Origin of the sequence: Glutamicibacter sp. NPDC087344, from assembly GCF_044744225.1 — a bacterium.
Lineage (GTDB): Bacteria > Actinomycetota > Actinomycetes > Actinomycetales > Micrococcaceae > Glutamicibacter.
On record NZ_JBIUXY010000004.1, the window covers coordinates 308,126 to 332,830 of the forward strand.

At 64.8% G+C, this 24,705-nt stretch carries 19 protein-coding genes; 10 read left to right on the forward strand and 9 right to left on the reverse strand.

Annotated features, from left to right (window positions below; genetic code table 11):
* Positions 1 to 15 precede the first annotated feature (15 nt).
* Complete coding sequence (locus ACIOWL_RS09040) at positions 16 to 1,140, forward strand: CDP-glycerol glycerophosphotransferase family protein (protein WP_400383779.1); 1,125 nt, start codon at positions 16 to 18, stop codon at positions 1,138 to 1,140.
* Positions 1,141 to 1,143: 3 nt separating this feature from the next.
* On the opposite strand, the gene ACIOWL_RS09045 is transcribed toward ACIOWL_RS09040, so the two are convergent.
* The 4 genes from ACIOWL_RS09045 to ACIOWL_RS09060 all read right to left on the reverse strand — a co-directional run bounded on the left by ACIOWL_RS09045 (position 1,144) and on the right by ACIOWL_RS09060 (position 6,840).
* Positions 1,144 to 2,634, reverse strand: coding sequence for a gamma-aminobutyraldehyde dehydrogenase (locus ACIOWL_RS09045; protein WP_400383782.1), 1,491 nt, complete (start codon positions 2,632 to 2,634; stop codon positions 1,144 to 1,146).
* Positions 2,635 to 2,669: 35 nt separating this feature from the next.
* The gene (locus tag ACIOWL_RS09050; RefSeq protein WP_400383785.1) at positions 2,670 to 4,115 is read right to left on the reverse strand and encodes an NAD(P)/FAD-dependent oxidoreductase; all 1,446 of its coding nucleotides are present in this window, start codon (positions 4,113 to 4,115) and stop codon (positions 2,670 to 2,672) included.
* 351 nt (positions 4,116 to 4,466) lie between these two features.
* Positions 4,467 to 4,943, reverse strand: coding sequence for a hypothetical protein (locus ACIOWL_RS09055; protein ID WP_400383788.1), 477 nt, complete (start codon positions 4,941 to 4,943; stop codon positions 4,467 to 4,469).
* Positions 4,918 to 6,840 (reverse strand): primary-amine oxidase, encoded by a 1,923-nt coding sequence (locus ACIOWL_RS09060; protein WP_400383791.1) that lies wholly within the window; start codon positions 6,838 to 6,840, stop codon positions 4,918 to 4,920. Before ACIOWL_RS09060 ends, ACIOWL_RS09055 begins: the two co-directional genes overlap by 26 nt.
* A 130-nt stretch (positions 6,841 to 6,970) precedes the next feature.
* Between ACIOWL_RS09060 and ACIOWL_RS09065 the strand changes: the two genes are divergently transcribed.
* The 7 genes from ACIOWL_RS09065 (at position 6,971) to ACIOWL_RS09095 (ending at position 14,602) form a co-directional block, all read left to right on the forward strand.
* Positions 6,971 to 7,594 carry a TetR/AcrR family transcriptional regulator gene (locus ACIOWL_RS09065; RefSeq protein WP_400383794.1) on the forward strand — a complete coding sequence of 208 codons (624 nt, stop codon included), beginning with the start codon at positions 6,971 to 6,973 and terminating at the stop codon, positions 7,592 to 7,594.
* A gap of 74 nt (positions 7,595 to 7,668) precedes the next feature.
* Entirely contained in the window at positions 7,669 to 8,598 is a 930-nt protein-coding gene (locus tag ACIOWL_RS09070) for a helix-turn-helix domain-containing protein (protein WP_400383797.1), read from the forward strand.
* A gap of 113 nt (positions 8,599 to 8,711) precedes the next feature.
* Positions 8,712 to 10,181: an APC family permease gene (locus ACIOWL_RS09075; RefSeq protein WP_400383799.1), complete on the forward strand. Its 1,470-nt coding sequence runs from the start codon at positions 8,712 to 8,714 to the stop codon at positions 10,179 to 10,181.
* A 30-nt stretch (positions 10,182 to 10,211) separates the two neighbouring features.
* On the forward strand, positions 10,212 to 11,624 hold the full coding sequence (locus tag ACIOWL_RS09080; protein ID WP_400383802.1) for an aldehyde dehydrogenase family protein: 1,413 nt from the start codon (positions 10,212 to 10,214) through the stop codon (positions 11,622 to 11,624).
* A 105-nt stretch (positions 11,625 to 11,729) separates the two neighbouring features.
* Entirely contained in the window at positions 11,730 to 13,001 is a 1,272-nt protein-coding gene (locus ACIOWL_RS09085) for an MFS transporter (RefSeq protein ID WP_400383805.1), read from the forward strand.
* Positions 12,998 to 13,672: a FadR/GntR family transcriptional regulator gene (locus ACIOWL_RS09090; RefSeq protein ID WP_400383807.1), complete on the forward strand. Its 675-nt coding sequence runs from the start codon at positions 12,998 to 13,000 to the stop codon at positions 13,670 to 13,672. Before ACIOWL_RS09085 ends, ACIOWL_RS09090 begins: the two co-directional genes overlap by 4 nt.
* 117 nt (positions 13,673 to 13,789) lie before the next feature.
* On the forward strand, positions 13,790 to 14,602 hold the full coding sequence (locus ACIOWL_RS09095; RefSeq protein ID WP_400383810.1) for a shikimate 5-dehydrogenase: 813 nt from the start codon (positions 13,790 to 13,792) through the stop codon (positions 14,600 to 14,602).
* Positions 14,603 to 14,643: 41 nt separating this feature from the next.
* Here the strand turns inward: ACIOWL_RS09095 and ACIOWL_RS09100 are convergent, their stop codons facing one another.
* The 3 genes from ACIOWL_RS09100 to ACIOWL_RS09110 form a co-directional block, all read right to left on the reverse strand.
* Positions 14,644 to 15,102, reverse strand: coding sequence for an HtaA domain-containing protein (locus ACIOWL_RS09100; RefSeq protein ID WP_400383813.1), 459 nt, complete (start codon positions 15,100 to 15,102; stop codon positions 14,644 to 14,646).
* A 131-nt stretch (positions 15,103 to 15,233) separates the two neighbouring features.
* On the reverse strand, positions 15,234 to 16,598 hold the full coding sequence (locus ACIOWL_RS09105; RefSeq protein ID WP_400383816.1) for an aspartate aminotransferase family protein: 1,365 nt from the start codon (positions 16,596 to 16,598) through the stop codon (positions 15,234 to 15,236).
* A gap of 4 nt (positions 16,599 to 16,602) precedes the next feature.
* Positions 16,603 to 18,090: a CoA-acylating methylmalonate-semialdehyde dehydrogenase gene (locus ACIOWL_RS09110; protein ID WP_400383819.1), complete on the reverse strand. Its 1,488-nt coding sequence runs from the start codon at positions 18,088 to 18,090 to the stop codon at positions 16,603 to 16,605.
* Between the two features lie 110 nt (positions 18,091 to 18,200).
* Here ACIOWL_RS09110 and ACIOWL_RS09115 point away from each other — a divergent pair, with 110 nt between their 5' ends.
* Together ACIOWL_RS09115 and ACIOWL_RS09120 are read left to right on the forward strand one after the other, a co-directional pair.
* Positions 18,201 to 19,730 carry a PucR family transcriptional regulator gene (locus ACIOWL_RS09115; RefSeq protein WP_400383821.1) on the forward strand — a complete coding sequence of 510 codons (1,530 nt, stop codon included), beginning with the start codon at positions 18,201 to 18,203 and terminating at the stop codon, positions 19,728 to 19,730.
* A 131-nt stretch (positions 19,731 to 19,861) separates the two neighbouring features.
* The gene (locus ACIOWL_RS09120) at positions 19,862 to 21,622 is read left to right on the forward strand and encodes an HNH endonuclease signature motif containing protein (RefSeq protein ID WP_400383822.1); all 1,761 of its coding nucleotides are present in this window, start codon (positions 19,862 to 19,864) and stop codon (positions 21,620 to 21,622) included.
* A 3-nt stretch (positions 21,623 to 21,625) separates the two neighbouring features.
* Here ACIOWL_RS09120 and ACIOWL_RS09125 read toward each other — a convergent pair whose 3' ends face one another.
* On the reverse strand, positions 21,626 to 23,542 hold the full coding sequence (locus ACIOWL_RS09125; protein ID WP_400383824.1) for an acyl-CoA dehydrogenase family protein: 1,917 nt from the start codon (positions 23,540 to 23,542) through the stop codon (positions 21,626 to 21,628).
* A gap of 74 nt (positions 23,543 to 23,616) precedes the next feature.
* Positions 23,617 to 24,666: an XRE family transcriptional regulator gene (locus ACIOWL_RS09130; protein ID WP_400383827.1), complete on the reverse strand. Its 1,050-nt coding sequence runs from the start codon at positions 24,664 to 24,666 to the stop codon at positions 23,617 to 23,619.
* Positions 24,667 to 24,705 lie beyond the last annotated feature (39 nt).

Here is a 24,705-nt window from a genome sequence, read left to right on the forward strand (position 1 = left end):
CGGTAGGATTAATCCATGCCGTTGATTCCAACTCCCATTAATCAAGCCGCTGGCAAAGCAAAATCCATTCTGGCCGAGCGCTCGGTACGGGCCCAGATCGGTGATGCCTCCAGGGAGTTGGAACGAGCCGACGTGGTGTTGTTTTTCGCGGAGGGACCCGGACAGTTTTATCAGCTGGAGACCTGGCTGGAAACCTTTGAACGTTTGAATTCACAGGGCTTGGCAACCGGTGTGGTGGTGATGGATGCACTTAGTGCGCGCAAAGCCCTGGAAACAACCAACCTGCCGATCCTATTCAGCCGCTCCATGGAAAACATCGAAAAGCGGCTCTCGGGTATGGGGGCCACGGCGATTTGTTATGTGAATAATTCGCAGCGGAACTTCACCATGCTGCGGTTCAACGGCCCGGCGCACATCCACCTGAATCATGGGGAGAGCGAAAAGGCTTCCATGGTTTCCAACCAGCTCAAGGCCTATGACTTCGCCTGCGTGGCCGGGCCGGCAGCCGTGGATCGCATCCGCGAATCCATCCCTCGTTTCGATGTTTCACACCTGGTGCAGATCGGCCGCCCGCAGCTTGATGCACTGACTCCCAGTGAGCCGAGCAGCAAAATCCGGGTGCTTTATGCGCCCACCTGGGAGGGAGACTCCCAGGCCATGGCCTACTCATCGGTCACTGCATTGGGGGAACGGATTCTGGCCCAGCTGCAGGCCGATCCCCGTATTGAGGTCCGCTTCCGGCCACACCCCAAAACCGGGGATGTCTCGGTGGCCACCCGCAAGTCCATCGCCGCGCTGAAATCCAATTACACGGCGTTGCTGGATCCCACCACGGATGCCGGCCAATCACTGGTCTGGGCCGATGTGGCGATCTGCGATATTTCCGCGATGTCCTATGACGCCGTGGCGCTGAATGTGCCACTGCTCTTGGCCGGAGAGCGCGATTGCAAATTACGCCAGGGACTGCCCGCGGACCAGCTTTTGGGCAACGCCAATGGGCTGGCCGACCAAGTTGTCGCACTGGCTTCCTCCGGCGTGTCCGGACGGCAAAAACAGCTGTCCCAGTACTTTTTCGCCACCACCGAACCCGGGGTCGCGACGGATAAACTGGGACAGCTGTTGCGCAGTTTTCAGCGCTAATTTCTAGCGTTGCTTAAATACCGTGTCCTGCCACTGGCGGTGGGCCGCGGTGTCATGGGCGATCAACACGTGTTTGATGTTGGTGTATTCGTCAAATGAGTACTGGCTCATGTCCTTGCCCATGCCCGAGGCCTTGTAGCCGCCGTGCGGCATATCGGAAACGATGATGATGTGCTCATTAATCCACACGCATCCCGCTTGGATTTCGGCGCTGGCGCGCAGGGCGCGGTTCACGTCCTTGGTCCACGCACTGGCGGCCAGACCGTAGGGGGTGTCGTTGGCCAGTTCGATTGCCTGTTCGTCGCTCTCAAAGGGCAATGCCACGAGCACCGGCCCGAACACCTCATCCTGCACAATCTCCGAGTCCTGCGCCGCCCCGACGATCAGGGTCGGCCGGTAGAAGTTGCCCGGCCGGTCCACTCGCACACCGCCGGCCAGCACGGTAGCCCCGTCGGCCACCGCCCGCTCAACCATGCTGGCGACCTTCCGGGTATGCTGTTCGCTGATCAACGCGCCCATATCGGTGTCAGGGTCGGTTGGATCGCCCACCACCATGGCTTCCATCAGCTGCGCCACACGCGTGGTGAACCTTTCAAACACCGAAGAATGCACGTAGGCGCGGGTGGCCGCGGTGCAGTCCTGCCCAGCGTTGATGGTTGACCCGGCCACGGCGCCGTGAGCGGCTGCCTCGATGTCTGCGTCGTCGAAAACCACCAGCGGGGCTTTGCCGCCGAGTTCCAAATGCACACGTTTGCCGGTTTCGGCGGCCATCGCCATGATCTTCAGCCCCACCGCGGTGGAACCGGTAAAGGAGGTCATTTTCACCAGCTGATGACGCACCAGCGGTTCGCCGACTTCTTGTCCTCCGCCGACCACCACGTTAATGACCCCGTCCGGAAGCCCCGCATCCTTGGCCGCCTGCGCAAAAAGCAGCGAGGTGCCCGGGGTGAGCTCACTGGGTTTGAGCACAATGGTATTTCCCGCGGCGATCGCCGGGAGCACCTTCCAGGCGGCCATCTGCAAAGGATAGTTCCACGGGCTGATCGAACCAATCACCCCGATGGCTTCACGTCGCACCATGGAGGTGGTATTTCCCGCATAGTCACCGGCCGCCAGCCCCTGCAAGTTCCGGGCCGCCCCTGCGAAAAAGTTCACATTGTCGATTGAACCGGGCACATCAAACTGCGTGGACATCCGGATGGTTTTCCCGGTCTGCGCGGTTTCCACGTCGGCCAGCAATTCGGCTTTCGCCTGAAGTTCGCGGGCAAGGGACAACAGATGATCAGAACGCTCGCCGGGGGTCAACGCGGACCATGTGGTGAATGCGGTCGCGGCGGCCTTGACCGCCAGATCCACCTGGGCGGTGCTGGCGGTATCGACCTCAATCAGTGGTGCCCCGGTCGCCGGGTTGATTCGGGTCAACACCGTTCCTTCGCCGCGGATGAACTGGCCGTTGATGAATTGGTGTCCGTTTACGAATTCAAAGCTACTCATGAGTGTGTCCTTGGGGTAGTTTCTGACGGCGTTGTTCAGGAATCAAAACCCATGCCGATCTTGTCCATAAGTTTGAGGAAGGCTGAGCGTTTTCCTTCATTGCGATCCGCCTTCACCAGGTGGCTGGTCATGAGTTGGACACCCACCCAGGCTGCCGGCTCGGGCGGGAAGGGGATCGGCTTTTTCCGCACCAGTTCCAGCTGGGTCAGCGGTGTGTTTTCCCCGGAGAGCAGATCCAGCATGACCGTGCCGCCAAAACGGGTGGCTCCCACACCTAGGCCGGTGAACCCTGCACAGTAGGCGACCTTGCCACCGTGGGATACGTCGAAGAAGGAAAAGAAGCGTGAGCAGGTGTCGATGGCCCCGCCCCAGGCGTGCGAGAACTTCACGTCTTTGAGCTCGGGGAAGCTGCCGAAGAAATGGGAAGCCAACTTCTGAAAGGTTTGCTGGTTGGTGTCGTAGCTTGAACGGACCTTGCCGCCGAAGTGGTACACGGCATCGTAGCCGCCGTACAAAATGCGGAATCCGCCCTGCTCATCAATGGTCGGTCGGGCATAGTGGAATCGGTTGTTCATATCCGCCAGGCCAATGAGCGGATCCCAGCCAATGGCCGCCCGTTGCTCGGCGGTGAGCGGCTCGGTCATCAGCGCGTAGTCGTACACCGGGATGACATGGGAACGGTGGCGTTTGAGCAGCGAGGGGAACACATTGGTGGCTAGGGCCACATGTTTGGCGTTCACCTGTCCATCCGCAGTGAGTGCGCGCATGGTGGAACCGTGCTCCTGAAGCTCGGTGACCTGGGTATGCTCGTAGATTTTTACTCCCAGTTCACTGCACACGCGGGCCAACTCCCAGGCGAGCTTGGCTGGGTGGACCAGGGCGGTGGAGTTTTTGTCCCAGGCGCCGGCAAGAAAGCTGGGGGAGTTGATCAGTGAACGAGTCTGATTCGCATCCAGTACGTCAACTCCGTCATTGCCGTCCTCCTCGGTGACCCATTGAATCTGGTGAGCTTCGGTCGCCACATTCAACACCCCCTGGCGGGTGAAGTCCACATCCATGTTGTAGCGTTCAACGGTTGCCTGAAGTTCGTCGAGGTTCCGCGCTCCGAGCTCGCTGAGCAGCTCGTTTTCCTGGGGCAGATGGTTTTGGCCATTGCTCTGGCCATGAACCAAGGTGGCTTCGCAGAAGCCGCCGTTGCGTCCCGAAGCGGCCCAGCCGATCCGCTGCCCTTCAAGCAGCACCACCTCGCGCTGCGGGTCGCGTTCCTTGGCTTGCAGCGCGGTCCACAGTCCGGTGTAGCCGCCGCCGACTACCAGGAGATCGGTGTCGAGATTGCCGTGCAGGGCTGGTTTGGGTGCCGGGCGTTGTGCGGTGTCCAGCCAGTAACTGGTGTGTTTGGCTAACGCCAATGAAGCCGCGATGTGCACGGGCGAAGCCTGCGCCTCATGATGGTCAAAAGAAATGGGGTTGGTCAAAACCATGGGTTGGTCCTAGGGGTCAAAGTATGGGTGATTCAGGCGCGGGGCATAAAACAGCGCAGGGGGATCACCAAAGGACCTTTGAATTTGGCGGCGAATTGAGCGCGGATGACCGGTGGCGATTGCCGATGGGCAGTCAAGAGTATCCCTCTTCTCAGCTTCACGTTCACGAACAGAATGTGATTCGCTACATATTCAATCGTGTCGGGACCTCCGTGTCAAGCCATTTCCGACCAACCAGTTGGTTTGTGAAAATCTCTACTATGTCGGGAATTGAAGAATTTAAGGCAAAATGCGGCACAGCCCGGGTTGTTTCATTGGCGATGAAACAACCCGGGCTGTGCCGCAGGGTGGTTATGCTATTTCGGTTGTGCGCACAGATCTGGTTCCCGGCGCACCGGTGCTGAGCTGGCCGCGTGCCACCAGCGCCGCGGCGAACATGAGGGCAAACTCCATGAGCGCAATCAACAGCATCGGTACCACGTGGCTGGCCGAGTGGCCGGCCGACCCTGAGTGATGGCCGGCAAACCACGGCATGCCGATCACCATGGCGATGTGCGCGGCGCCCATGGCGGCGCACATGCCCAGCAACTCCAGCGAGCTGCCGCCGCGCAAGACGCACCACGAGCACTTCAGGCACCACAGGGTCATGGCCACCAGCAGCACCGCCCACGGCAGTGAATGCGGGATGAGCGCCAAAACAACCAGGTGCACCACCGCGGAGGAAGCCGCGGCCCAGCCCAGGACACGATTCCGGGGTGGAATGAGCCTCGCGCTCCGGCGCGAGGGCACCGAGGCGACGGCGCTAGCCGTTAGAGCCGCAGCAGCCATCGGCTTCGGTGGTGGCGCAGCAACCGTGCTTGGCTGGCTCGGGCACATCAAGCACCGGCGAACGGTCGAAGAAGCCCTCGGGGCGGATCTTGAATCCTACGGTGTCCACCGGCATGATCGGCCAGTCTTCGGTGCGCGGGAAGTGGGTCAGTGCGAAGGTGTGCCACAGGCTGATCTTCTCGCCGTCGATGTTCTTATCATCTTCGATCCAAGACCCGATGCCGTCCACCCCTGGGTTCTGGTTGACGAAGTCCCCGGTCGGGTACCGATGGGCTGCATCGCGCTGGGTCACCCACAGCGCCTTGGAGGCGAATTCGGCGCGGCGGTGGACCGAGGAGCCCTCCGCGGCCAGCAGGGTCGGCAGCCCCTGGGGGAGCAGTTTGTAACCTACTGGTTTGCCGAGGTAGTTCTTTTTCTCCGGGTTGGTGACCACCCAGGTGCGGCCGACGGCCATGTTGGCATCGCGTACCGCCTGCTTTTCGGTGGCCAGCACGGTGTGGCTGCGGGTGAAGGCGTTGCCGCGCGGGTTCTCGTCGCTGATTGGCAGGCGCACGGCCTCTTCCTCGATGACCTGGCTGACACCGCTATCCAGCGAGAAGTCCAGGCGGGCGCCGAAGAGGTGCTGGTGGAAGGGGGCTCCCAGTCCCGGGGCCATTTCCGAGGCGTAGCGTTCGTCGCGCATCGCGGAGGTGAAAACGATGCCGGTGGCCTTGGCCTCGAACTCGATGGTGCCATCCAGGTAGAGGTACCAGTAGAAGCCGTAGTCGTAGTTGCCCACGGTGGTGAAGAAACTGATCACCAGGCGGCGGTTGCGCCGGGTGTACTTGACCCCCGACCAGTCATCCGAGTGCTTGGAGAGGATCGAGGCGTCTTCCTCGTGCATGCAGATGCCGTTGGTGATTTCCTGGGCGTTGCCATCGGCGTCGGTGACCACCGGTGAGATGTAATGGATTTCGCCCAGGCAATCGCAACCGAGCTCCAGCGAGTTGGCGAACCGGCCCACCAGGTATTCGCCGGTGTCGAAGTAGTTCTGCCAGCTGCGCACCGGGGACGGGTCGCCGTAGGGGACCACCATTTCCGCAATGGAGGCGCGATCCAAGATCCGGCGCAGGGTGCCGCGGTCGTCGAAGCCGATGTTGTAGAGCACCAGACCTTCGCGCATGTCGAAACCGATGTCCAGGGACCACTTCTCCCACTCAACGTGGTTGCCTGCGGTCACGGTGAAACTTGCCCCGTCGGGCTGGGTGATCTCAATTGGTTTCTGGGTGGTGCGAATGGGCCCGGTGAGCTCCGGGTCGGTGTAGTTGCCGTGGGTGGCGGGGATATCCACCAAGCCGTAATCCAGCAGCTGGTCAACCGTGCCGGCGATGGTGTCGATGTACACGACCAGGCCGTCGACGGGGTGCGCCCAAGCGGAATCCTCCGCGAAGTCCTGGCGGAAGGCCAGGCCGCGCAGGATGCGCCGCCCGGATTCTTCCGGGTATTCGAACACCCCGGCGGACAGCGGGGCCACCCGAACCTGATCGGTGGTGAGCCCTCGTTTTTCCAGTGCGGCGATCCACTGCGGGTCCTTGGCCACAATGGCCTCGACCATTTCGAATTCTTCAACCAGGACCGGCAACTGGCCTACCGCCGCGGGGTCGAGTTCGATGAGCGAAGCGACCGTGCCGCGGGTCAGGTCCAGCACCACGTCCTTAGGCTCGTTGCGCAGCTTGTCCATCAGCATCACGCGCACCAGGCGGTCGGCGTTCTGCTCGCTCGGGTCTTCCAGGCCCATGTAGGCGATGCGGGTCTGTTCGCCGAACAGCTGGTTGTCAACCAGCAGCTGCTTGGCGGCTGAGATTTCCTGCTCGGAGAGCAGCGTGAAGTTGGTTTCCACGGCGGTGGTTTCGCTCATGATGCGTCGGCCCTTCGGTGATGGGATGTGATCCACAACATTTTTTGTTCTCTGCTTGTAGAGAATACGGCTCTGTGACGCAGGACGCAAGCACGAGGGGGAAACTATTTTTCTCCCCTACGCTTGAGGCATGCCGAAAATCGTTGACCACAACCAGCGCCGCCGTGAAATTGTCGAAGTCACGTGGCGGTTCATTGCGCGCGAAGGAATTGAAAAGCTGAATTTGCGTGATCTGGCGGCCGCGGCCGGGTATGCCAACGGTGGGCTGAAAATCTACTTTCCCACCAAGGACGCGATTCTCGCCGCTACCTTCATCTACGTTGCCGAGGCGACAAATACCCGAATTACCCGCAGTGCAGGCGCACTTGAAGGATTGGCGGCCATCGAGGCCTTCGCCCACGAGGTGCTGCCGCTGGATGAGCTGCGCCGCGACGAGGCGCGGGTCGCGGTGCACTACTGGCATCTGGCGCTGGGGGATCCGGCGCTCGCCGAAGCCAACTCGCAAACCATGCAGGGCTGGCGCGAGCGACTGGATGTGTGGCTTGGACAGCTGCTTGGCCCGGGGCACCGTGATGCGGCGGCGGCACGCGACTCGATGATCAACTTCCTGATGGGGGCGCAGGCCGGGAGTGTGCTTGATGAGCGGGCCAATACCGTGCAGTCGCTGCTTGAGCAGCTGGAGCACCATCTGGCGAGTCTTCAGCGGCTCCCCAAAAATGCCGATCTTTCATCTACAACGGAAGAAAAACCGTGACTTTTGCGGCGTTCTAGGCTACCCTCGAACGTGTCGCCCGCCACAGTTCCGGGCGCAGATCGCAGGGGGCTTGGATGTATCAGGTACAGCATGTTGACTCGTTTTCCGCATGGTCGGCCCTGATTTCCGACGCGTTTGTGAAACTGCAAAGCGAGCAAATTTCCCAGGGGCGTTTCGCGGCAACACTGGGTGCCAACATGCTGGGGGACATCGGCCTGATGCGGATCACCGCCAGGCCTCACGCGGTGCTGCGCACCGAAGACCTGAGCAGCAGCGGGGACGGGGATTTTTACAAGGTTTCCTACCAGCTCGACGGGTACGGGTTGCTGGTGCAGGACGGGCGCGAAACCGTGCTGTCCCCAGGCGACCTCGCCATCTACGACACCCAACGGCCCTACACGCTGGCCTTCGACAAACCCGCCTCCGTGGTCGTTGCCCTGGTTCCGCATGACCAATTCCGCCTCTCGCCCCAGCAGGTGGGGCAGATTACCGCCGTCGCGCTGAAAGACGAGCATCCGCTGGCCGGAACCGTCACCCCGCTGCTGCGCCACCTGGGCAACAACCTGTCCACGTGGGACCGGTTTGGCGGGTATTCACTGGCGCGCAACACCGTGGATTTGATCGCGACCGCCCTGGCCGGTGCGCTGGGCGGGGAAGACCAGGCCGATACCCGTGCGGCCCAGCGCCAGCGGATCACCGGCTACATCGACAACCACCTGGATGAACCGGAATTGGACCCCGCCCGCATCGCCGCCGCGCACTTCATCTCGGTGCGCTCGCTGCACGCCCTGTTCGAGCACGAGCCGCACACCGTCGCGGCATTGATTCGGCATCGCCGGCTGCAACAGGCCTGCACCCTGCTGCGCGACCCTTTGCTTGCTCAAATGTCCGTGCAGCGGATCGGCGCCCGGGTAGGCATCCCCGATGCGGCCGGTTTCAGCCGGATGTTTTCCCGCGAATTCGGCCTCACCCCCGGCCGTTTCCGCTTGCAGCAGGCGGCGTGAGCCGCCGGACCCCGTGAGCCTGCGCGCAATCGCAAGAGTGCTGCACGCAATGCCAAGGTGACCTGCACCACGCTGAGGCATCCTAGAGATACTTACTCGCAATGGGGGATCCAATGGGACTTGAACAACGCAAACTGGGCGTCCCCGCCCTGGTGGTGATGATTATCGCGGCCAGCGCGCCGCTCACCGCCGTAGCCGGTGGTGTCACCACCAACTACGCGGTGACCGGCATGGAATCGGTACCGCTGTCATTTTTGGTGGTGGGAGCGATCCTGCTGGTCTTCAGCATCGGCTACACCGCCATGAGCCGCCACATTCCCAATGCCGGCGCGTTTTACGCCTACATTGCCCAGGGCCTGGGCCGGGCCAGCGGTGTCGGGGCGGCCATGATCGCCGTGGTCAGCTACAACCTGATGCAGATCGGCATCTACGGCATGTTCGGGTTCGCCGCCTCGTCCTTCGTTAACGGGCTGCTGGGAACCGGCATCCCGTGGTGGGCGACGGCCCTGGTGGCCTGGGTTTTGGTTGGCCTGCTGGGGGTGAACCGGGTGGACTTCTCCGTGAAGGTCCTGGGTATTGTGGTTGCCGCTGAATTCCTGGTGGTCATCATCTACAACGTGATGGCCTTTGCGATCTCCCCAGAGGCTCCGGCCCCGGGGGCGGCCTTTGACATATCCGCCGCGATCGCCCCGGGCATGGGCGCGGTCATGGCCTTCACCATCGCCGCCTTTATGGGATTTGAATCCGGCACCATCTACAACGAAGAGGTCAAGGACCCCAAGCGCACCGCCCGCAGCGCCACCATCATCGCGGTGATCGTGATCGCTTGTTTTTACGCGTTCTCCGCCTTTGCGATCTCCGTGGCTGAGGGAGCCTCCAACGTTTTGGGCGCTTCCGCCGAATTCGGTCCGGATCTGATCTTCGTCTTCTTCACCAACCATGCGCCAACCTGGTTTGTGGACCTGGCAAACCTGTTGTTTATCACCAGCCTGTTCGCCGCGCTGCTGGCCTTCCACAACGTGGTGGCCCGCTACTTCTACTCCATGGGCCGCGGCGGCGCCCTGCCCGCCATCCTTGCCGGGACCTCTCGCCGCACCCACGCCCCGGTGGCCGGTTCGCTGGCCCAGTCGGTGTTGGCGCTGGCGGTGATCGCGGTGTTTGCGGTGATCTCCACCGGCAAAGACCCCATGTTCATCGTGTTCACCATGTTCACCTGGCTGACCAATTCCGCGGCCTTTGGCCTGGTGCTGCTGATGGCGCTGACCTCGTTCGCGATCATCGGCTACTTCGCCACCCACCGCACCACCGATTCGCTGCTCACCCGGGTCATCGCCCCGTTGCTTTCAGGGCTGGCGCTGACTTTCATCTTTATCCAAATTGTCATCAACTTCGATGTGCTGCTGGGGATGGAAGAGCCGGGGTTGCTCGGCTACATCCTGATGGCCGTGGTCATCGTTCCGGGAATCATCGGATTCCTGGTGGCCGCAGCGGCCCGCACCACCACGTCGAGTACGCAGCCCGACGCCCCGACCGACACCTCGACCGGCGCCGAGCCGGCAGGCGAGAAACTCCCAGTCCTCTAAGAACACCACCAAGATAAAGGAGCCACTTCCATGGCCTACGCAAATGCCCAGGAACTACTTTCGGCCATTCAGCCGGCAACCGGCGGCACCGAAGTCCTCGACCCGGCCACCGGCCAGGTGGTCGGCCGCGTCGCGGAAAAGTCGGCGGCGGATCTTGACGCCGCGGTGGACGCGGCCCATGCGGCCCAACCGGCGTGGGATGCGCTGGGCCATGAGGAACGCAAACGCCTGCTGAACGCCGCCGCGGATAACATCGAGGCCAACGCGGAAGCGCTGGCCGAGCTGCTCTCCCGCGAACAGGGCAAACCGCTCAACGGCCCGAACGCCCGTTTTGAGGTCGGCGGAGCCGCCGCCTGGTTGCGCGCAGCCACCGCTTACGACGTTGAGCCGGAGGTGGTGGTGGACGACGGCGAGACCTACGCCGCCAAGCACTACCGCGCCCTGGGTGTCATCGGTGCCATCGGCCCCTGGAACTGGCCGATGATGATCTCCATCTGGCAGCTGGCCCCGTCCCTGCGGATGGGCAACACCGTGGTGATGAAGCCCAGCGAGTACACCCCGCTGTCGGTCATCGCCCTGGGCCACATCCTCAATGAGGTGCTGCCCGCCGACGTGCTGCACGTAGTGGCCGGCGGCCGCGAGGTCGGCGAAAAGCTGTCGGCCCACCCGAAGATCAGCAAGGTCATGTTCACCGGTTCCACCCGCACCGGCAAGGCGATCATCCGTTCCTCGGCGGACACCGTGAAGCGCCTGACCCTTGAACTGGGTGGCAACGACGCCGGTGTGGTGCTGGAAGACGCCGACCCGCAGGCCATCGCCCAGGACCTGTTCTGGGGTGCGTTCATCAACACCGGCCAGACCTGCGCCGCGCTCAAGCGCCTCTACGTGCCGGAATCCATCTACGATGCGGTCTGCTCCGCGCTGACCGAGGTCGCCAAGGCCATGCCGATGGGTGTGGGGCTGGATGAAAACAACGTGCTCGGCCCGCTGCAGAACAAGGCCCAGTACGACATTGTCGCCTCGCTGGTCTCCGACGCCGTGGACTCCGGCGCCACCGTGCTCTTGGGTGCGAACCCGGACGAGGCGGCCGCCGGTTACTTCTACCCAACCACGCTGATCAGCGACATCGACCCGGACAACCGACTGGTGACCGAGGAGCAGTTCGGCCCGGCCCTGCCGATCATCAAGGTGAAGGACAGCGCCGAGGCGATCAAGCACGCCAACGCCCTGGAGGTCGGCCTGGGTGCCTCGGTGTGGGGCAGCGACCGCGCCAAGGCCCTGGAGGTTGCGGCCCAGCTGCAGGCAGGCACCGTGTGGATCAACTCCCACGGCACCATCGACCCGCGCATCCCGTTCGGCGGGGCCAAGCAGTCCGGCTACGGTTTGGAATTCGGCCTTGACGGGCTGAAGTCCCTGGCGCAGCCGCAGATCATCAAGGGCTAGTCCCGGTCGCTTGGGCGCCGAACCACCGCGGTTCGGCGCCCTTGCTGTGCGTGGCGTCGGACACTAAAGTCGTGCACCCAAACATCAAACGTCTAATGTTTAACCATGATTTCCGATTCGTCCCAGCCCCCGTCCCCGCCATCGGCCAGCAACGTTCGCAGCTCCCCATGGCTGGCGGGTTTCCTGGCGGTCGCCGCGGTCATCTTGGTGGGGCTGAACCTGCGTATTGGCATCGCCACGGCCTCTCCGCTGTTCCACGGCCTGCAGGAGTCACTGGGTTACGGCACCCTGATTGCCTCGCTGCTGCCCACCATTCCGGTGTTGTGTTTCGCGGTGGCCGGCGCCGGCGCCAGCACGGTGATCCGGCGGACCGGGCTCGAACGTGGAATCACCCTGTCCTTGCTGCTGCTCACCGCCGGCCTGGCCCTGCGGGTGGTTGAATCCACGTGGGCGCTGCTGGCCGGCACCGTCATCGGCATGTGCGGGTTGGCCGTGTGCAACGTGGCGATGCCCTCCTTCATCCGCGAATACCACGGGAACCGGGCGGCCTCGATGACCGCTGCCTACACCACCACCATGTCCATCGGGGCGACCTTCGCCTCCGCGGTGAGTGTGCCGCTCGCGGCGCAGGCCGGTTCGCCCTCGACCGCATTGGCGCTCTGGGCCATCCCGGCGAGCCTGGCGCTGCTGTGTTTCATCCCGCTGTCTTTCCGAAGCAAGCCGACGGCCAGTGCGCCGGCCGAACATGTTTCGCCGTGGCCGCTGCTGGCCACACGCAAGGGGCTGCTGTTCACCACGGTGTTCGGAATCCAATCCCTGCTGGTGTACACCGTGGTCAGCTGGCTGCCGCACATCCTCATTTCACGCGGATTGCAGCCGGCCTCGGCCGGCGTGATGCTGGCCATTGTGCAGGGTGTGGGTATCCCGGTGGGAATGATCATGTTGTGGATGGCTTCCAAACCGCGGTTGCTGCGCAGCGCCTTTGTGGTGGCCTCCACCGGTTCGCTGCTTGGATTTATCGCCCTGCTGCTGTTGCCGGTCGAGCTTTCACTGATAGCCGCGGTGCTCATCGGCCTGGGCTTCGGGGTGTTCCCGCTGGTGATGCTGATGCTCAGCCGCAGCGGCAGCACCGGCGCGGAAACCACCGCGCTGTCCACGGTGGCCCAATCGGTGGGTTACCTGCTCGCGGCCCTCGGGCCCTTTGTGCTGGGCCTGCTCCAAGGCGCGCTGGGGTCCTGGACCGCAGGATTGATCATCGTGCTTGGTGTTGCCGTGGCCCAGCTCATTTTCTGCTACAAACTCGGCGGGCTGCGCACCGAGTCCGCTGCCCGAAAGCTCATCGAAGTCGACGGAGCCAGCGTAGGGCAGCGCTCATGAACCAGCCGGGAATACGTCCACCGCTGGTGAATGAAATTGTTGCCCGCCTCTCCGATTCGGTGGCGCGGGGGCAATGGCAGCTGGGGGAGAAGATTCCCGCCGAGCCGGAACTCATGGCGCAGATGGGTGTTTCGCGCGGCACCCTGCGCGAGGCCATCAAGGCCCTGGCCCGCACCGGGGTTTTCGAGGTCCGCCGGGGTGACGGCACCTACGTGCGGGCCACCAGTGAGATCAGCGGCACCGCGCAACGTGTCTACCGCGAGCATTCTGATCAGGACGTGCTGCAGGTGCGCTTCGCGCTGGACACCCAGGCGGCCCGGCTGGCGGCCCAAGTTGCCGACGCTTCGGTGATCGCCCGGCTGCGCGAGTTGCTGACCCAGCGAGTTGCGGCCTGGGAGCGGCAGGACTATCAGGCGTGGTCGCAGGCCGACTGGCAATTCCATCTGGAAATGGCCCGCGCCTCCGGGGTGCCGCTGATGCATGAGCTCTACGGCAGTTTCGGCGACGTATTCCACGGAACCAAAATGGTCCAGCGCCTGGAAGACGGGTTTAACGGATGCTTGCCCGAGGGCCACGATTTTCTGGTTGATGCGGTGGAAGCCGGCGATTCGGACGCCGCCGCGAGCTCCGTGATTGCGAACCTGGACTATTGCATGAGCTGGATGAAGTAGGCGGCACCGCTGCCCGACCGGTCCATAACCCGCGCGTAAAAAATCATCTTTATTCTTCCCTGGTGGCCCTGCCCGACCGTATATTGGGAGAAACAACCCCCAACGGAAGGGCCGCCCATGCCGATCTTGAACAAAGACATGACGCTGTGCATCTCGCTATCCGCACGCCCCTCGAACATCGGCACGCGCTTTCACAACTTCCTGTATGAAGAGCTGGGGATGAACTTCATCTACAAGGCGTTCTCCACCGAGGACCTGCCCGGGGCCATTGCCGGGGTGCGGGCGCTGGGGATTCGCGGCTGCTCGGTTTCCATGCCGTTCAAGGAAGAAGTGATGGCCCTGGTGGACGTCGTCGAGCCTTCGGCCGCGGCCATCGATTCGGTGAACACCATCGTGAATATCGACGGTGAGCTGCGTGCCTCCAACACCGACTTCGAGGCGATCGCCACCCTGATCTCCCGCCATCAGCTGGATCCCGCGGCCTCGGTGCTGGTGCGCGGCTCCGGCGGCATGGCCAAAGCGGTTGTCGCCGCCTTCCGCGAGGCGGGGTTCCAGGACCTGACGGTGCTCGCCCGCAACGAAGACGCCGGCAAGGGGTTGGCGCAGAAATACGGTTACACCTGGTGCGCCGCCGATCCGCAGCCTGGGCACCAGATCCTGGTGAATGTCACCCCGCTGGGCATGTCCGGGGCGCAGGAAGAAGTCCAGTCATTCGACGACGTTCAGCTGGCCGCCGCGCACACGGTGTTCGACGTGGTGGCCTTCCCCAGCCAAACCCCGCTGATCAAGGCCGCCCTGCGGCTGGGCAAACCGGTGATCACCGGGGCCGAGGTGATCGCGCTGCAGGCCGCCGCCCAGTTCGAAAAGTACACGGGCCAGGCGCTGAGCGACGATCAGGTTGCCCGCGCCTCGGAATTCTCGCGCCAGTAGCTAACAATGAAGCCCTGCACCAATGGTGCAGGGCTTCATTGTTAGCTGCGCAGGGTGACTTCGACTTCTTCCATTTCCTGCCCGGCCGGGTACTGGCCGTTGAACATCTTGGATCCCTGTTCGGTAACCACCGCGGAGAACCGGGTGCGGGTCAGCCCCATCGCGGTGGAGACCCCGGTTTCGGTCAGCTGGGCAATGGCCGTGCGCCCCTCGGGGGTGTCGATGGTCAGGAAAATCGACTCTCCCGCATTCTCGATGCGCGGTTCGTTCAGGTCGAGTTTCATCATCCCGCCGTGGCCGGAGAAGGAGACCCGTCCGTTGAACCAGATTTCGTTTTCCGGAACATCGGTGGCCGGGTGCAGCGGGAAGGCCAGCGAATTGCCGATCTGCCACACGCCGTTGGCCGCCTCAATGCGGCCGTCGGCCAGCGATGAAATGTATCCGACAAAGGAGGCCTTGACACCCCACTGTAGATGCGGCTGGTATGCGTCGCCTGCCATTGGTTCCTCCCGAAAGTTTGTGCGAGTCTTCCCAGTATTCCACAGCCGGTCCCCGCGCCGGTGGCCCATTCATCTGCCAGCGAATAAAGAAAAACGCAGCTGGCAGGGGTGAACCTGCCAGCTGCGGGAGACTACTTCACAAAACCGTCGGCGACGATCAGCGCCTGCTCCAACTTATCCAGCGCCTCGATGAGCACCGCGTCGGGGATGTTCATCGCCGGCACCACATGCAGCCGGTTGAAGTTGGCGAACGGCAGCAGGCCCGCCTGTTTGGCGGCGGCGATCACCTCATTCATCTGCGGCGAGCTGCCGCCGTAGGCTGCCAAAGGCTCGCGGGTTTCACGGTTGGTGACCAGCTCGATCGCCCAGAACACCCCGGCCCCGCGGACATCGCCCACCGAGGGGTGATCGGCCTTGAACTTCTCAAGCCGCGGCCCGATGATCTCAGCCCCCAGGCGTTTGGCATTCTGGACCAGCTCTTCGTCTTCCATGGCCTTGATGGTGGCCGCGGCCGCGGCGCAGGCCAGCGGGTGGCCGGAGTAGGTCAGCCCGCCCGGGTAGGCGCGCTCGCGGAAGGTTTCAAAAATTTCCGGGCTGATTGCCACCCCGCCCAGCGGCACATACCCGGAGTTCACCCCCTTGGCGAAGGTGAGCAGATCCGGGGTGACACCCCAGTGGTTCACCGCGAACCATTCACCCGAGCGGCCAAAGCCGGCCATGACCTCATCTGCGATGTACACGATGCCGTATTTGCGGGTCAGCTCGCGCACCCCGGCCAGGTAGCCCGGCGGCGGCAGGTAGATGCCGGCGGTGCCCGGGATAGATTCCAGGATCAGCGCGGCGATGTTCTGCGCGCCCTCCAGCACAATCAGGTCCTCCAGATGCGCCAGCGCCCGCGCGGTCTCCTCCTCCTCGGTGCTCGCTCCGAAGTAGGAGCGGTACGGATAGGCGGGGAAAAAGTGGACGATTCCCTCTGACCCGGAATCCGAGGCGAAGCGCCGCGGGTCCCCGGTGATGTTCACGGCCAGCTGGGTGCCGCCGTGGTAGGAGCGGTACGCGGAGAGCACCTTGTGCCGCCCGGTGTGCAGCCGCGCCATGCGCACCGCGTGCTCCACCGCATCCGCGCCGCCGTTGGTGAAAAAGATCTTGTTCAGGTCCCCGGGGGTATGTTCGGCGATCAGCCGCGCGGCCTCGGAGCGTGCGTCGTTCACATGCTGCGGGGCGATCGTGGCGATCTTGCCCGCTTGTTCCTGGATCGCGGCGATCACCTTGGGGTGCTGGTGGCCGATGTTGGTGTTGACCAGCTGGCTGGAGAGGTCGATGAGCTTGCGCCCCTGTCCGTCCCAGACAAAGGAGCCCTCGGTTTTGAGGATGGTCATCGGGTTGAACGGGCCCTGGGCCTGCCAGGAATGGAAAACGTGCTCGCGGTCCAGCTCATGGGCGCGCCGGCCCGCGGCGATCAGTTCGTCGCTGATCTCGGTGATTTCTGTGCTCATGGTCCTAGTCATTCTGTGGGAAGCCGAGGTTGATTCCGCCGTGGCTGGGGTCCAGCCAGCGTTTGGTGACGACCTTGTTGCGGGTGAAGAACTTGAAGCCCTCCGGGCCGTAGGCGTGCTGGTCTCCGAACAGCGACGCCTTCCAGCCGCCGAACGAGTGGTAACCCACCGGGACCGGGATCGGCACGTTCACACCGACCATGCCCACCTGGATCTGGTTCTCGAAGCGGCGGGCCGCCCCGCCGTCGTTGGTGAAGATCGCGGTGCCGTTGCCGTACTTGGAGGAGTTGATTAGCTCGACCCCCTGCTCAAAGGAGCTGACGCGCACCACGGAGAGCACCGGGCCGAAGATCTCATCGGTGTAGATGCTCATGTCCGTGCCCACATGGTCGAACATGGTCGGGTGCAGGAAGAAGCCGGTGCCGTCCGCGTCGATGGCCCCGGTGCGCCCGTCCAGCGCCAGAGTTGCGCCGGCGGCGATTCCGGCCTCGATGTACCCGGCGACCTTGTCACGGTGCTCCCCGGTGATCAGCGGTCCCATGTCGCAGCCGCGGGTGCCGTCGCCCACCCGCAGGGTCTTGGCGCGCTGGGCGATCTTGGCCACCAGCTCGTCGGCGATGGAATCCAGCGCCACCACCACGGAGATCGCCATGCACCGCTCGCCGGCGGCGCCGAAGCCCGCATTGACCGCCATGTCCGCGGCCAGATCCAGGTCCGCGTCCGGGAGCACCAGCATGTGGTTTTTGGCCCCGCCGAAGGCCTGCACCCGCTTGCCGTTGGCGGTGCCGGTGGAGTACACGTACTGCGCGATCGGGGTGGAACCCACAAATGACAGCGAGGCGATCCGCTCATCGTGCAGCAGGGTGTCCACCGACTCCTTGTCCCCGTGCACCACGTTCAGCACACCCGCGGGCAACCCGGCCTCCGCGAACAGCTCGGCCATCCAGTTGGCGGCCGACGGGTCCTTCTCGCTTGGCTTGAGCACCACGGTGTTGCCCGAAGCGATGGCGACCGGGAAAAACCACAGCGGCACCATGGCCGGGAAATTGAACGGGGAGATGATGGCCGAGACACCCAGCGGCTGGCGCATTGACTGCACGTCGACCCCGGTGGAGGCGTTCTCCGAGTACTCGCCCTTGAGCAGGTACGGCGCGTTGCAGGCCAGCTCCACCACCTCAAGGCCGCGGGCCACCTCGCCCAGCGCGTCGTCCAGCACCTTGCCGTGCTCGGCGGTGATGATCGCGGCCAGCTCGCCCTTGCGTTCGGTGAGCAGCTCGCGGTAGCGGAACATGATCGCGGTGCGGCGCGCCAGCGAGGTGTCGCGCCAGCCCGGGAAGGCGGCGTGGGCGGCGGCGATTCCCGCCTGCGTGGTGGCCTTGGAGGCCAGCGCGACCTGCCGGGCCACCTCTCCGGTGGCCGGGTTGTACACGTTGCCTGAGCGGTCATCGCCCTGGTAGGCGGCGTTGTTGATCCAGTGCTGCAGCGTTGTCATGGTGCTCCTCGTTCTTGGTGTGTTTCCATGGTGGCGTAAAACTCGGGGTCACAACACGAGCACTGTGTCATGATTTATGCTGAACCCTTCTCAACGTGTAAAGGCGGACGATGCTCACGGTCAACGAGGTGCTGTCCCTGCCGGTGGTCCAGGCGGCCGATCCGCAGGTTTTATGCGCGGCGGGGCTGGACGACGAACTGCGCTGGGTGCACGTCACCGAGTCGGAGGCGAACGTGGACCTGCTGATCGGGCGCGAGCTGGTGCTCAGCACCCTGCGCAATGTGCACGACGTGCGCGGTTTTTGCGAACGGCTGCGCCAGGCCGGCGCGGTGGGGGTGATCATCGAAGCCCCCGACCCGCTGCCGCTGGACCTTCACGGGCTGGACTTCCCGGTCATCCGGCTGCGCCGCAAGGTCCGGTTTGTGGAAATCACCGAGGTCATCCACCAGAAGCTGGTCGCCGCGCAGCTGGCCGACCTGCAGTTTTCACGCAGCGTGCACGAAATCTACACCGAGCTTTCGCTCTCCGAGGCCGACGAGCAGAAAATTGTGGAGCGCACCGCGGCGCTGCTGCAGGCTCCCGTGGTGCTCGAAGACGTGCGCCACCTGGTGCTCGCCCACGCCGACGCGGAGCTGGATCACTGGATCGAACGCTCGCGGTTTGTGGGGTACCTGGAGCACACCGGGCGGTGCGCCGGGGCGGAGAACTGGTTGCAGACCCCGGTCGGCGCGGTGCGCAGCCGCTGGGGCCGGCTGATCGTGCCGGCCGCCTTGGCCGACGACGCCAGCGCCGCCCTGGTGCTCGAACGCGCCGGCCAGGCGCTGACCATCGCCCGCCTGTCCGGGCGCGACCAGCGCGAACAGGTCTACCAGGCGCGCACCGCGCTGCTGCACGAACTGCAAACCGCGCACGGCTACAGCCCCAAGCAGATCACCGACCGCGCGCAGTCACTGGGCCTGGACCAGGCGCCCTACTATGTCCCGCTGGTCATCTCGCTGGGCGCCGAGAAGCTGACCCCCACGGAGTCCCAGCTGGCCGAGCGCGCCGCCTTGGAGGTCATCGAACAACTTGCCGACACCCTGCGCCTGGGGGTGCTGGCCGGCTCGCTGCGCCCGGGCTACCTCGCGGTGATCCTGCCGCTGCGCGCCCGCGAGCTGGTTGATTCGGTGCTGCAGGGATTCACCCGCCGGCTGGCCGAACAACTGGCCATCCCGGCGGCGATCGGGGTGGCGGAACCCGGCGCGCTCACCGCCGCCCTGGCCCGGCTGGACGAGGCCGCCCACGTCGCGCACATCGTCCCGCATCTGCCCACCCGCGCCCAGCCCTACTACCGATTCGCCGACCTGCGGCTACGCGGGGTGCTCTCCGCCATGGGGGACGATGCGCGGCTGCGCGCCTTCGCCCACACCGAACTCTCCGGCCTGCTCACCGGGCCCGACGAGGACGGGCTGCACCTGCTGGAGCTGTACCTGAGCCACGGCGGCAATAAATCCGCGCTGGCCAAGGCCGGCTATTTTTCGCGCCCCACGCTGTATGCGCGGCTGGCCAAACTCGAGGAGAAACTCGGGGTGTCACTGGATTCGGCCGAGTCACGCGCCAGTTTGCAGGTGGCGTTGCTCTGGTACCGGATGCACGGGTAGCGCGCCTGTTGCAGGGTCCAGTAGCGCGCCTGTTACCGGGCGTGTGACGGCGCCTGTTACAGGGCGCACGAGTTATCCCCAGTTCGCGATGATCCCGCCCCGGAAGCGCGCAACGGGGGCACACTGGGTTCATGAGCAGCAGTCAAACACTTCTGGACTTGTCCCACGCGGACAAGTTGCTGGCGACGGCGGTGAATACCCTGTCCGATCCCGAGCTTCCGGCGGGGCACGCCGCCTACGCCGCGCTGCTCATCGAACACCTGGCCGGGCAGCTTTCCCGCGCGCAACTTCACGCCGCCGAGGCGGTGCGCCGCACCGGCGCGCACAAACTCGATGCGCAATCCCTTCAAATGATCGCCGACGCCGGGCTGGACCCCACGCCAGCGCAGGCTCAGGCCGCCACCGGTCGCACCACCGGCGCCCGCACGCACTTCAAAAAGGCACTTGACCTGCTCGCAGGCTGGTTGAACATTCCGGCCTCCACGGCCCGCGAACGCCTAGCCACCGCTGATCAGCTGATCGCACAGGTCACCGAGGCCGGCGAGCAGGCCGCCCCGGGCCTGCCCATCCTGGCCGCCGCCTTCGCCGACCCGGACCTGGACCCCCGGCTGGTCATTTCCGCGGCCCGCAAGTTCAAGGCCGCGGACAAGGACCTGGGCGCCGGGGACGACGCGGAATCCATCCGGTCCGAGCTTGAGGCACTCGCCGTTGAGCTGATCTGCGCCCAGCCTGCCACGGCTCGCAAACATATCGGCGCGCTGATCGCCCAGGCGGTGGGGGAGAAGCGCCCGCCGCAGGACTTGCTGTCCCAGATTGGCGTCTACCCGTTGGGAATCCGTCGCGGCCTGGAGCATTTCCTGATCAAGGTCCTGCCTTCCCAGGGTGAGACCTGGCGCGCCTCCTTCCGCGCCATCGACAACCCGAAAACCGTCGCCGGAAACCGTGAGGCGCTGGCCGCGCAGGCCGCCGCGTTGCGTGAAGACGGCGCCGCGGGACAGTGGGACGATGAAAGCACCATGCCGGACTGGGCCAAGGACCCCGCCGTCGAAACCGCCGATTCCCAGGAGCCCGAGGGTGTTGGCCACACCGAAGCGCATGATTTTCCCGAGGAACCCGCCGACGCTGAGGAGCCCGGCGAAACCGCCGACACGGAACCCGCCGAATCCTGCGCGCCTGAGAACGGAACCCACCCGGAGGACGCGTCCCCGCTCGCCCCATTTGAGGATTTACGCCCGGAACTGCGCCACCTCTTGGGGCTGATGGCGGTGTTGCAGGCCCACGTGCCTGCCGCATCCGGGGCCGGAGACTCGGCGCACGCGGTGATCACACCGCAGATCGGGGTGCTGCTGGACTACGGCAAGATGGTTGAAACCGGGCACGACTTCGCCACCACCGCCTCCGGCATCCCGATCTCTGCCGGCGAGGCCCGCGCCATGGTATGCAATGCCGGATTGTATCCGGTGGTGCTCAATGGCAAGAGCCAGATCCTGGATTTGGGCCGCACCCAGCGGCTGTTTTCCAAGGCGCAGGCCCGGGCCATCCGCGCCGCCTACCGCGGCTGCGCTTATCCGGGGTGCAGCATGCCGGCGGAGCGCTGCGAGCTGGACCATCTGGATAAGTGGGAACGGGGAGGGTGCACCGACATCGAGTCCAGCGACCTGTACTGCACCGTGCACCACATCGCCCGGCATTGCGGGTTATTCCACGCGGTGAAGGTCAAGGGCTCCAGGCCCATGGTGCTTTTGCCCCCGGAGCTGGATCCGGAGCAAAAGCTGCAGTTCAACACCTACTTTTTCGCTCCCTCGCAGGCGCTGCATTTGAACCGGCAGGCCCGGGAAGCCACCGCCCTGTGGCGGGCGGGCAAACTGGACGCGCAGATCGCCGACCCATAGCCGTCAGTCCACCCCATAGGGGCGGCGCAGATCCTCGGTTTCACCCTGGGACCACTCGGCGATCCACGGCCCGGTGCCCTCGGACACATCCTGCACCCCCTGCTCAAGCCACAGGTAGTCGCCGGCCAGCAGGTCGGCGGCAAGCCTGTCATCCTGGGTGGTGCTCTCCCACAGGTGCTCGAAGTGGGCCTCGCAGCGTCTGGCGGCCTGCGTGCAGAACGCCTGCGCCAAGTCCTGCGCCGCTTCGCGCTGGGGCGAAGAGGCATCCAGCGCGGCAGTTTTGGCGATCACCGCGGCCATGGCGAACAACTCCGCCCCGATGTCCACGATGCGCCCCAAAAACACCTGCTGCTTTTCCAGCCCCGCCTGCCAGCGGGCCATCCCGGCGAACGTGGCCCTCGCCAGCTTTCGGCTGCTGCGCTCAATGTAGCGCAGGTGTTTGGCCAGCACTCCGTGCTGCGAATAACTGCCCGGCAGGCTCCCGGCGCCGGCCACCAGGGTGGGCAGCCAGCGGGCGTAGAACCCGGAGGCATCACGCGCCGCGGCGGCTTTCTGCGCCAGAGAGGATCCGGCATCGGCCAGCGCACCGGCGGCCTGCAGGTGCGCGTCGACCGCCTCGCGGGCGATCAGCAGGTGCATGATCTCGGTCGAGCCCTCAAAAATCCGGTTGATCCGCAGGTCGCGCAGCAGCTGCTCCACCGGGACCGCACGCTCGCCGCGGGCCGCCTGCGACGCGGCGGTTTCATAGCCGCGCCCACCGCGAATCTGCATCAACTCGTCCGCGATCTGGCAGGACACCTCGGAGGAGTACAGCTTGGCCAGCGCCGCCTCCAGGCGCACATCCTTCATCCCGGCATCCGCCAGCAGCGCACTGACCTCGAACACCGCCTCAAGCGCGTAGGTGCTGGCGGCGATGTAGGCGAGTTTGGCGGACACCGCCTGATGCTCGCCGATGGGCCGGCCCCACTGCACTCGGGCCGCGGACCATTCGCGGGCGATCTTCGTCGCCCACTTGCCCGCCCCGGCGCACATCGCCGGAATGGACAGGCGGCCGGTGTTCAGGGTGCTCAGCGCGATTTTCAGGCCCGTGCCCTCGCGGGAAAGCCGGTCGGCGACCGGCACCCGCACCTGGCGGAAGCGGGTCACCCCGTTTTCGATCCCGCGCAGGCCCATGAAGGTGTTGCGGTTCTCCACGGTGATGCCCGGGGCGTCGGCCCGGAGAACAAAGGCCGTGATCCCGCCCTTGCCGGCCGGCTGGTCCCCGCGCGCCTCGTGGGGTTCGACGGCGGCCATCACCACCAGCAGCTGCGCCACCACCCCGTTGGTGGTCCACAATTTGGCACCTTCCAGGGTGTAGTGGCTGCCGTCCTCGCTGAGCGTGGCGCGGGTTCCCAGCCGGGCCGGGTCCGAGCCGACGTCATTCTCCGTGAGCAAAAAGGCGCTGATGGCTCCGGCGGCGCACTGCGGCAGGTACTTGCGTTTCTGCTCTTCGGTGCCGAAGGACTTCACCGGTTCGGGCACGCCGATCGACTGGTGCGCGGAGAGCAGCGCGCCAAGGGCGGGGCTCAATGACCCGACCCGCATCAGCGCCCGGCCGTAGTCGAGCAGGCTCAGCCCCAGCCCGCCGTAGTCAACCGGGATTTTCATGCCGAACGCGCCCACTTGGCGCAGGGCCTCGATGTACTCGTCGGGGACGCGGGCCGCCGCCTCGATCCGCCCGGGGTCGAACCCGGCTAAAACGGCCTGAAGCTCGGTGAGGAAGCTGGCGGCGCGGTCGGAGGTTTTCGGGGCGGGCAGGGGATCGATCAGCGAGAAATCAACCTCGCCCATGTAGATTCCCTTGGCGAAACTCGGCCGCTGCCAGCCTTGTTCGCGGGATTCTTCGGCCAGTTCACGGGCCTTGGCGGCGTTGATCTCCATGGCACTACCCTTTCGCGACCAGGCGGCAGGCCACCGCCTGGAATCCCCAGCCTAGTGCGCGGGACGGCGCACGGCTAGGGCAGCGCGCGCAAATGCCCTTCGGCTCGAAGCACCATTGCATCCTTCAGGCCGGGCACCACCATAAACGCGTGGCCAAAGGTCAGTTCATGCAGGGTGCGCGCCGGCAGGCCCAGGGTGTCGGCCATCCGTGCGGCGTCCAGCCGGTCCTCGCCTCGCAGCGACGGGAACACCAAGGAGAACACCCGTGAGGTAAGCAGCCCCGCCCCTGGAGCCCGTTCCAGGGCCAGCTCCTGCACCAGCCACCGGTAAGGCTCATCGGCCAGCATGCCGCATTCCCGGGCGTGGCCCAGGATCAACCGCGCCGGCGCTCCGAACAGCTCCTGCAGGTCGAGCAGTTGCGGAAGCTGCAGGGTGTCGGAGATGCGCGCCTGCAACGAGTGGGCCGGCAGTAACAGGCGCGCGGCAAACTGCTCCGCCTCGTATTCTGCCGCCTGCCCGTCGGTTCCCAACGCGGAGTGCAGCACCAGATGCCCCAGTTCGTGCGCCAGCTGGTAGCGCTGGCTGGCCACATCCCCGGCGGCCAGGAAAATGAAGGCCTGGGAATCCTCCCAGAAACTGAAGGTGGGACCGCTGGCCGCGCTGAGCACCCGCACTCCCCGCGATTCCAGCACGTGCAGCAGGTCGGGTACCGGCCCGCACCCCAGATTCCAGTCCAGCCGCAGCTGTGCGCTGGCGGCCTGGGCCCCGAATCCGGTGTAGTCCGGAACCTCGGTGTCCGGAAGCGTGTATTTGGCGGTGATCAGCTGGTAGAGCTCGGCGCCGGTCCGGCCCAGCGCGGCGCAGGCGTTTTTCTGGGCGCGCCCCATGCGGCGCGGGGCGCGGAAGAAGATCCGTTCCTTCTCGATTCCCTGCGCCGGCGGTCGTCGGAAATATCCAGGTGCGCAGTCCAGCGCCTCGGCCAACACCGGTGCCAGCCGTTGCGGGGCGCCGCAGGATTCATAATGGCGGATGGTGGATTCGCGCACCTGAAGAAGTCGCGCAAGATCCACAAGGCTGTACCCCGCTGCGTGGCGGGCCAGCGTAATTCGGGTCGGTTCCAGCATGAGATTCCTGCTTCCATGGCTGCTTAATCCACACAGTAG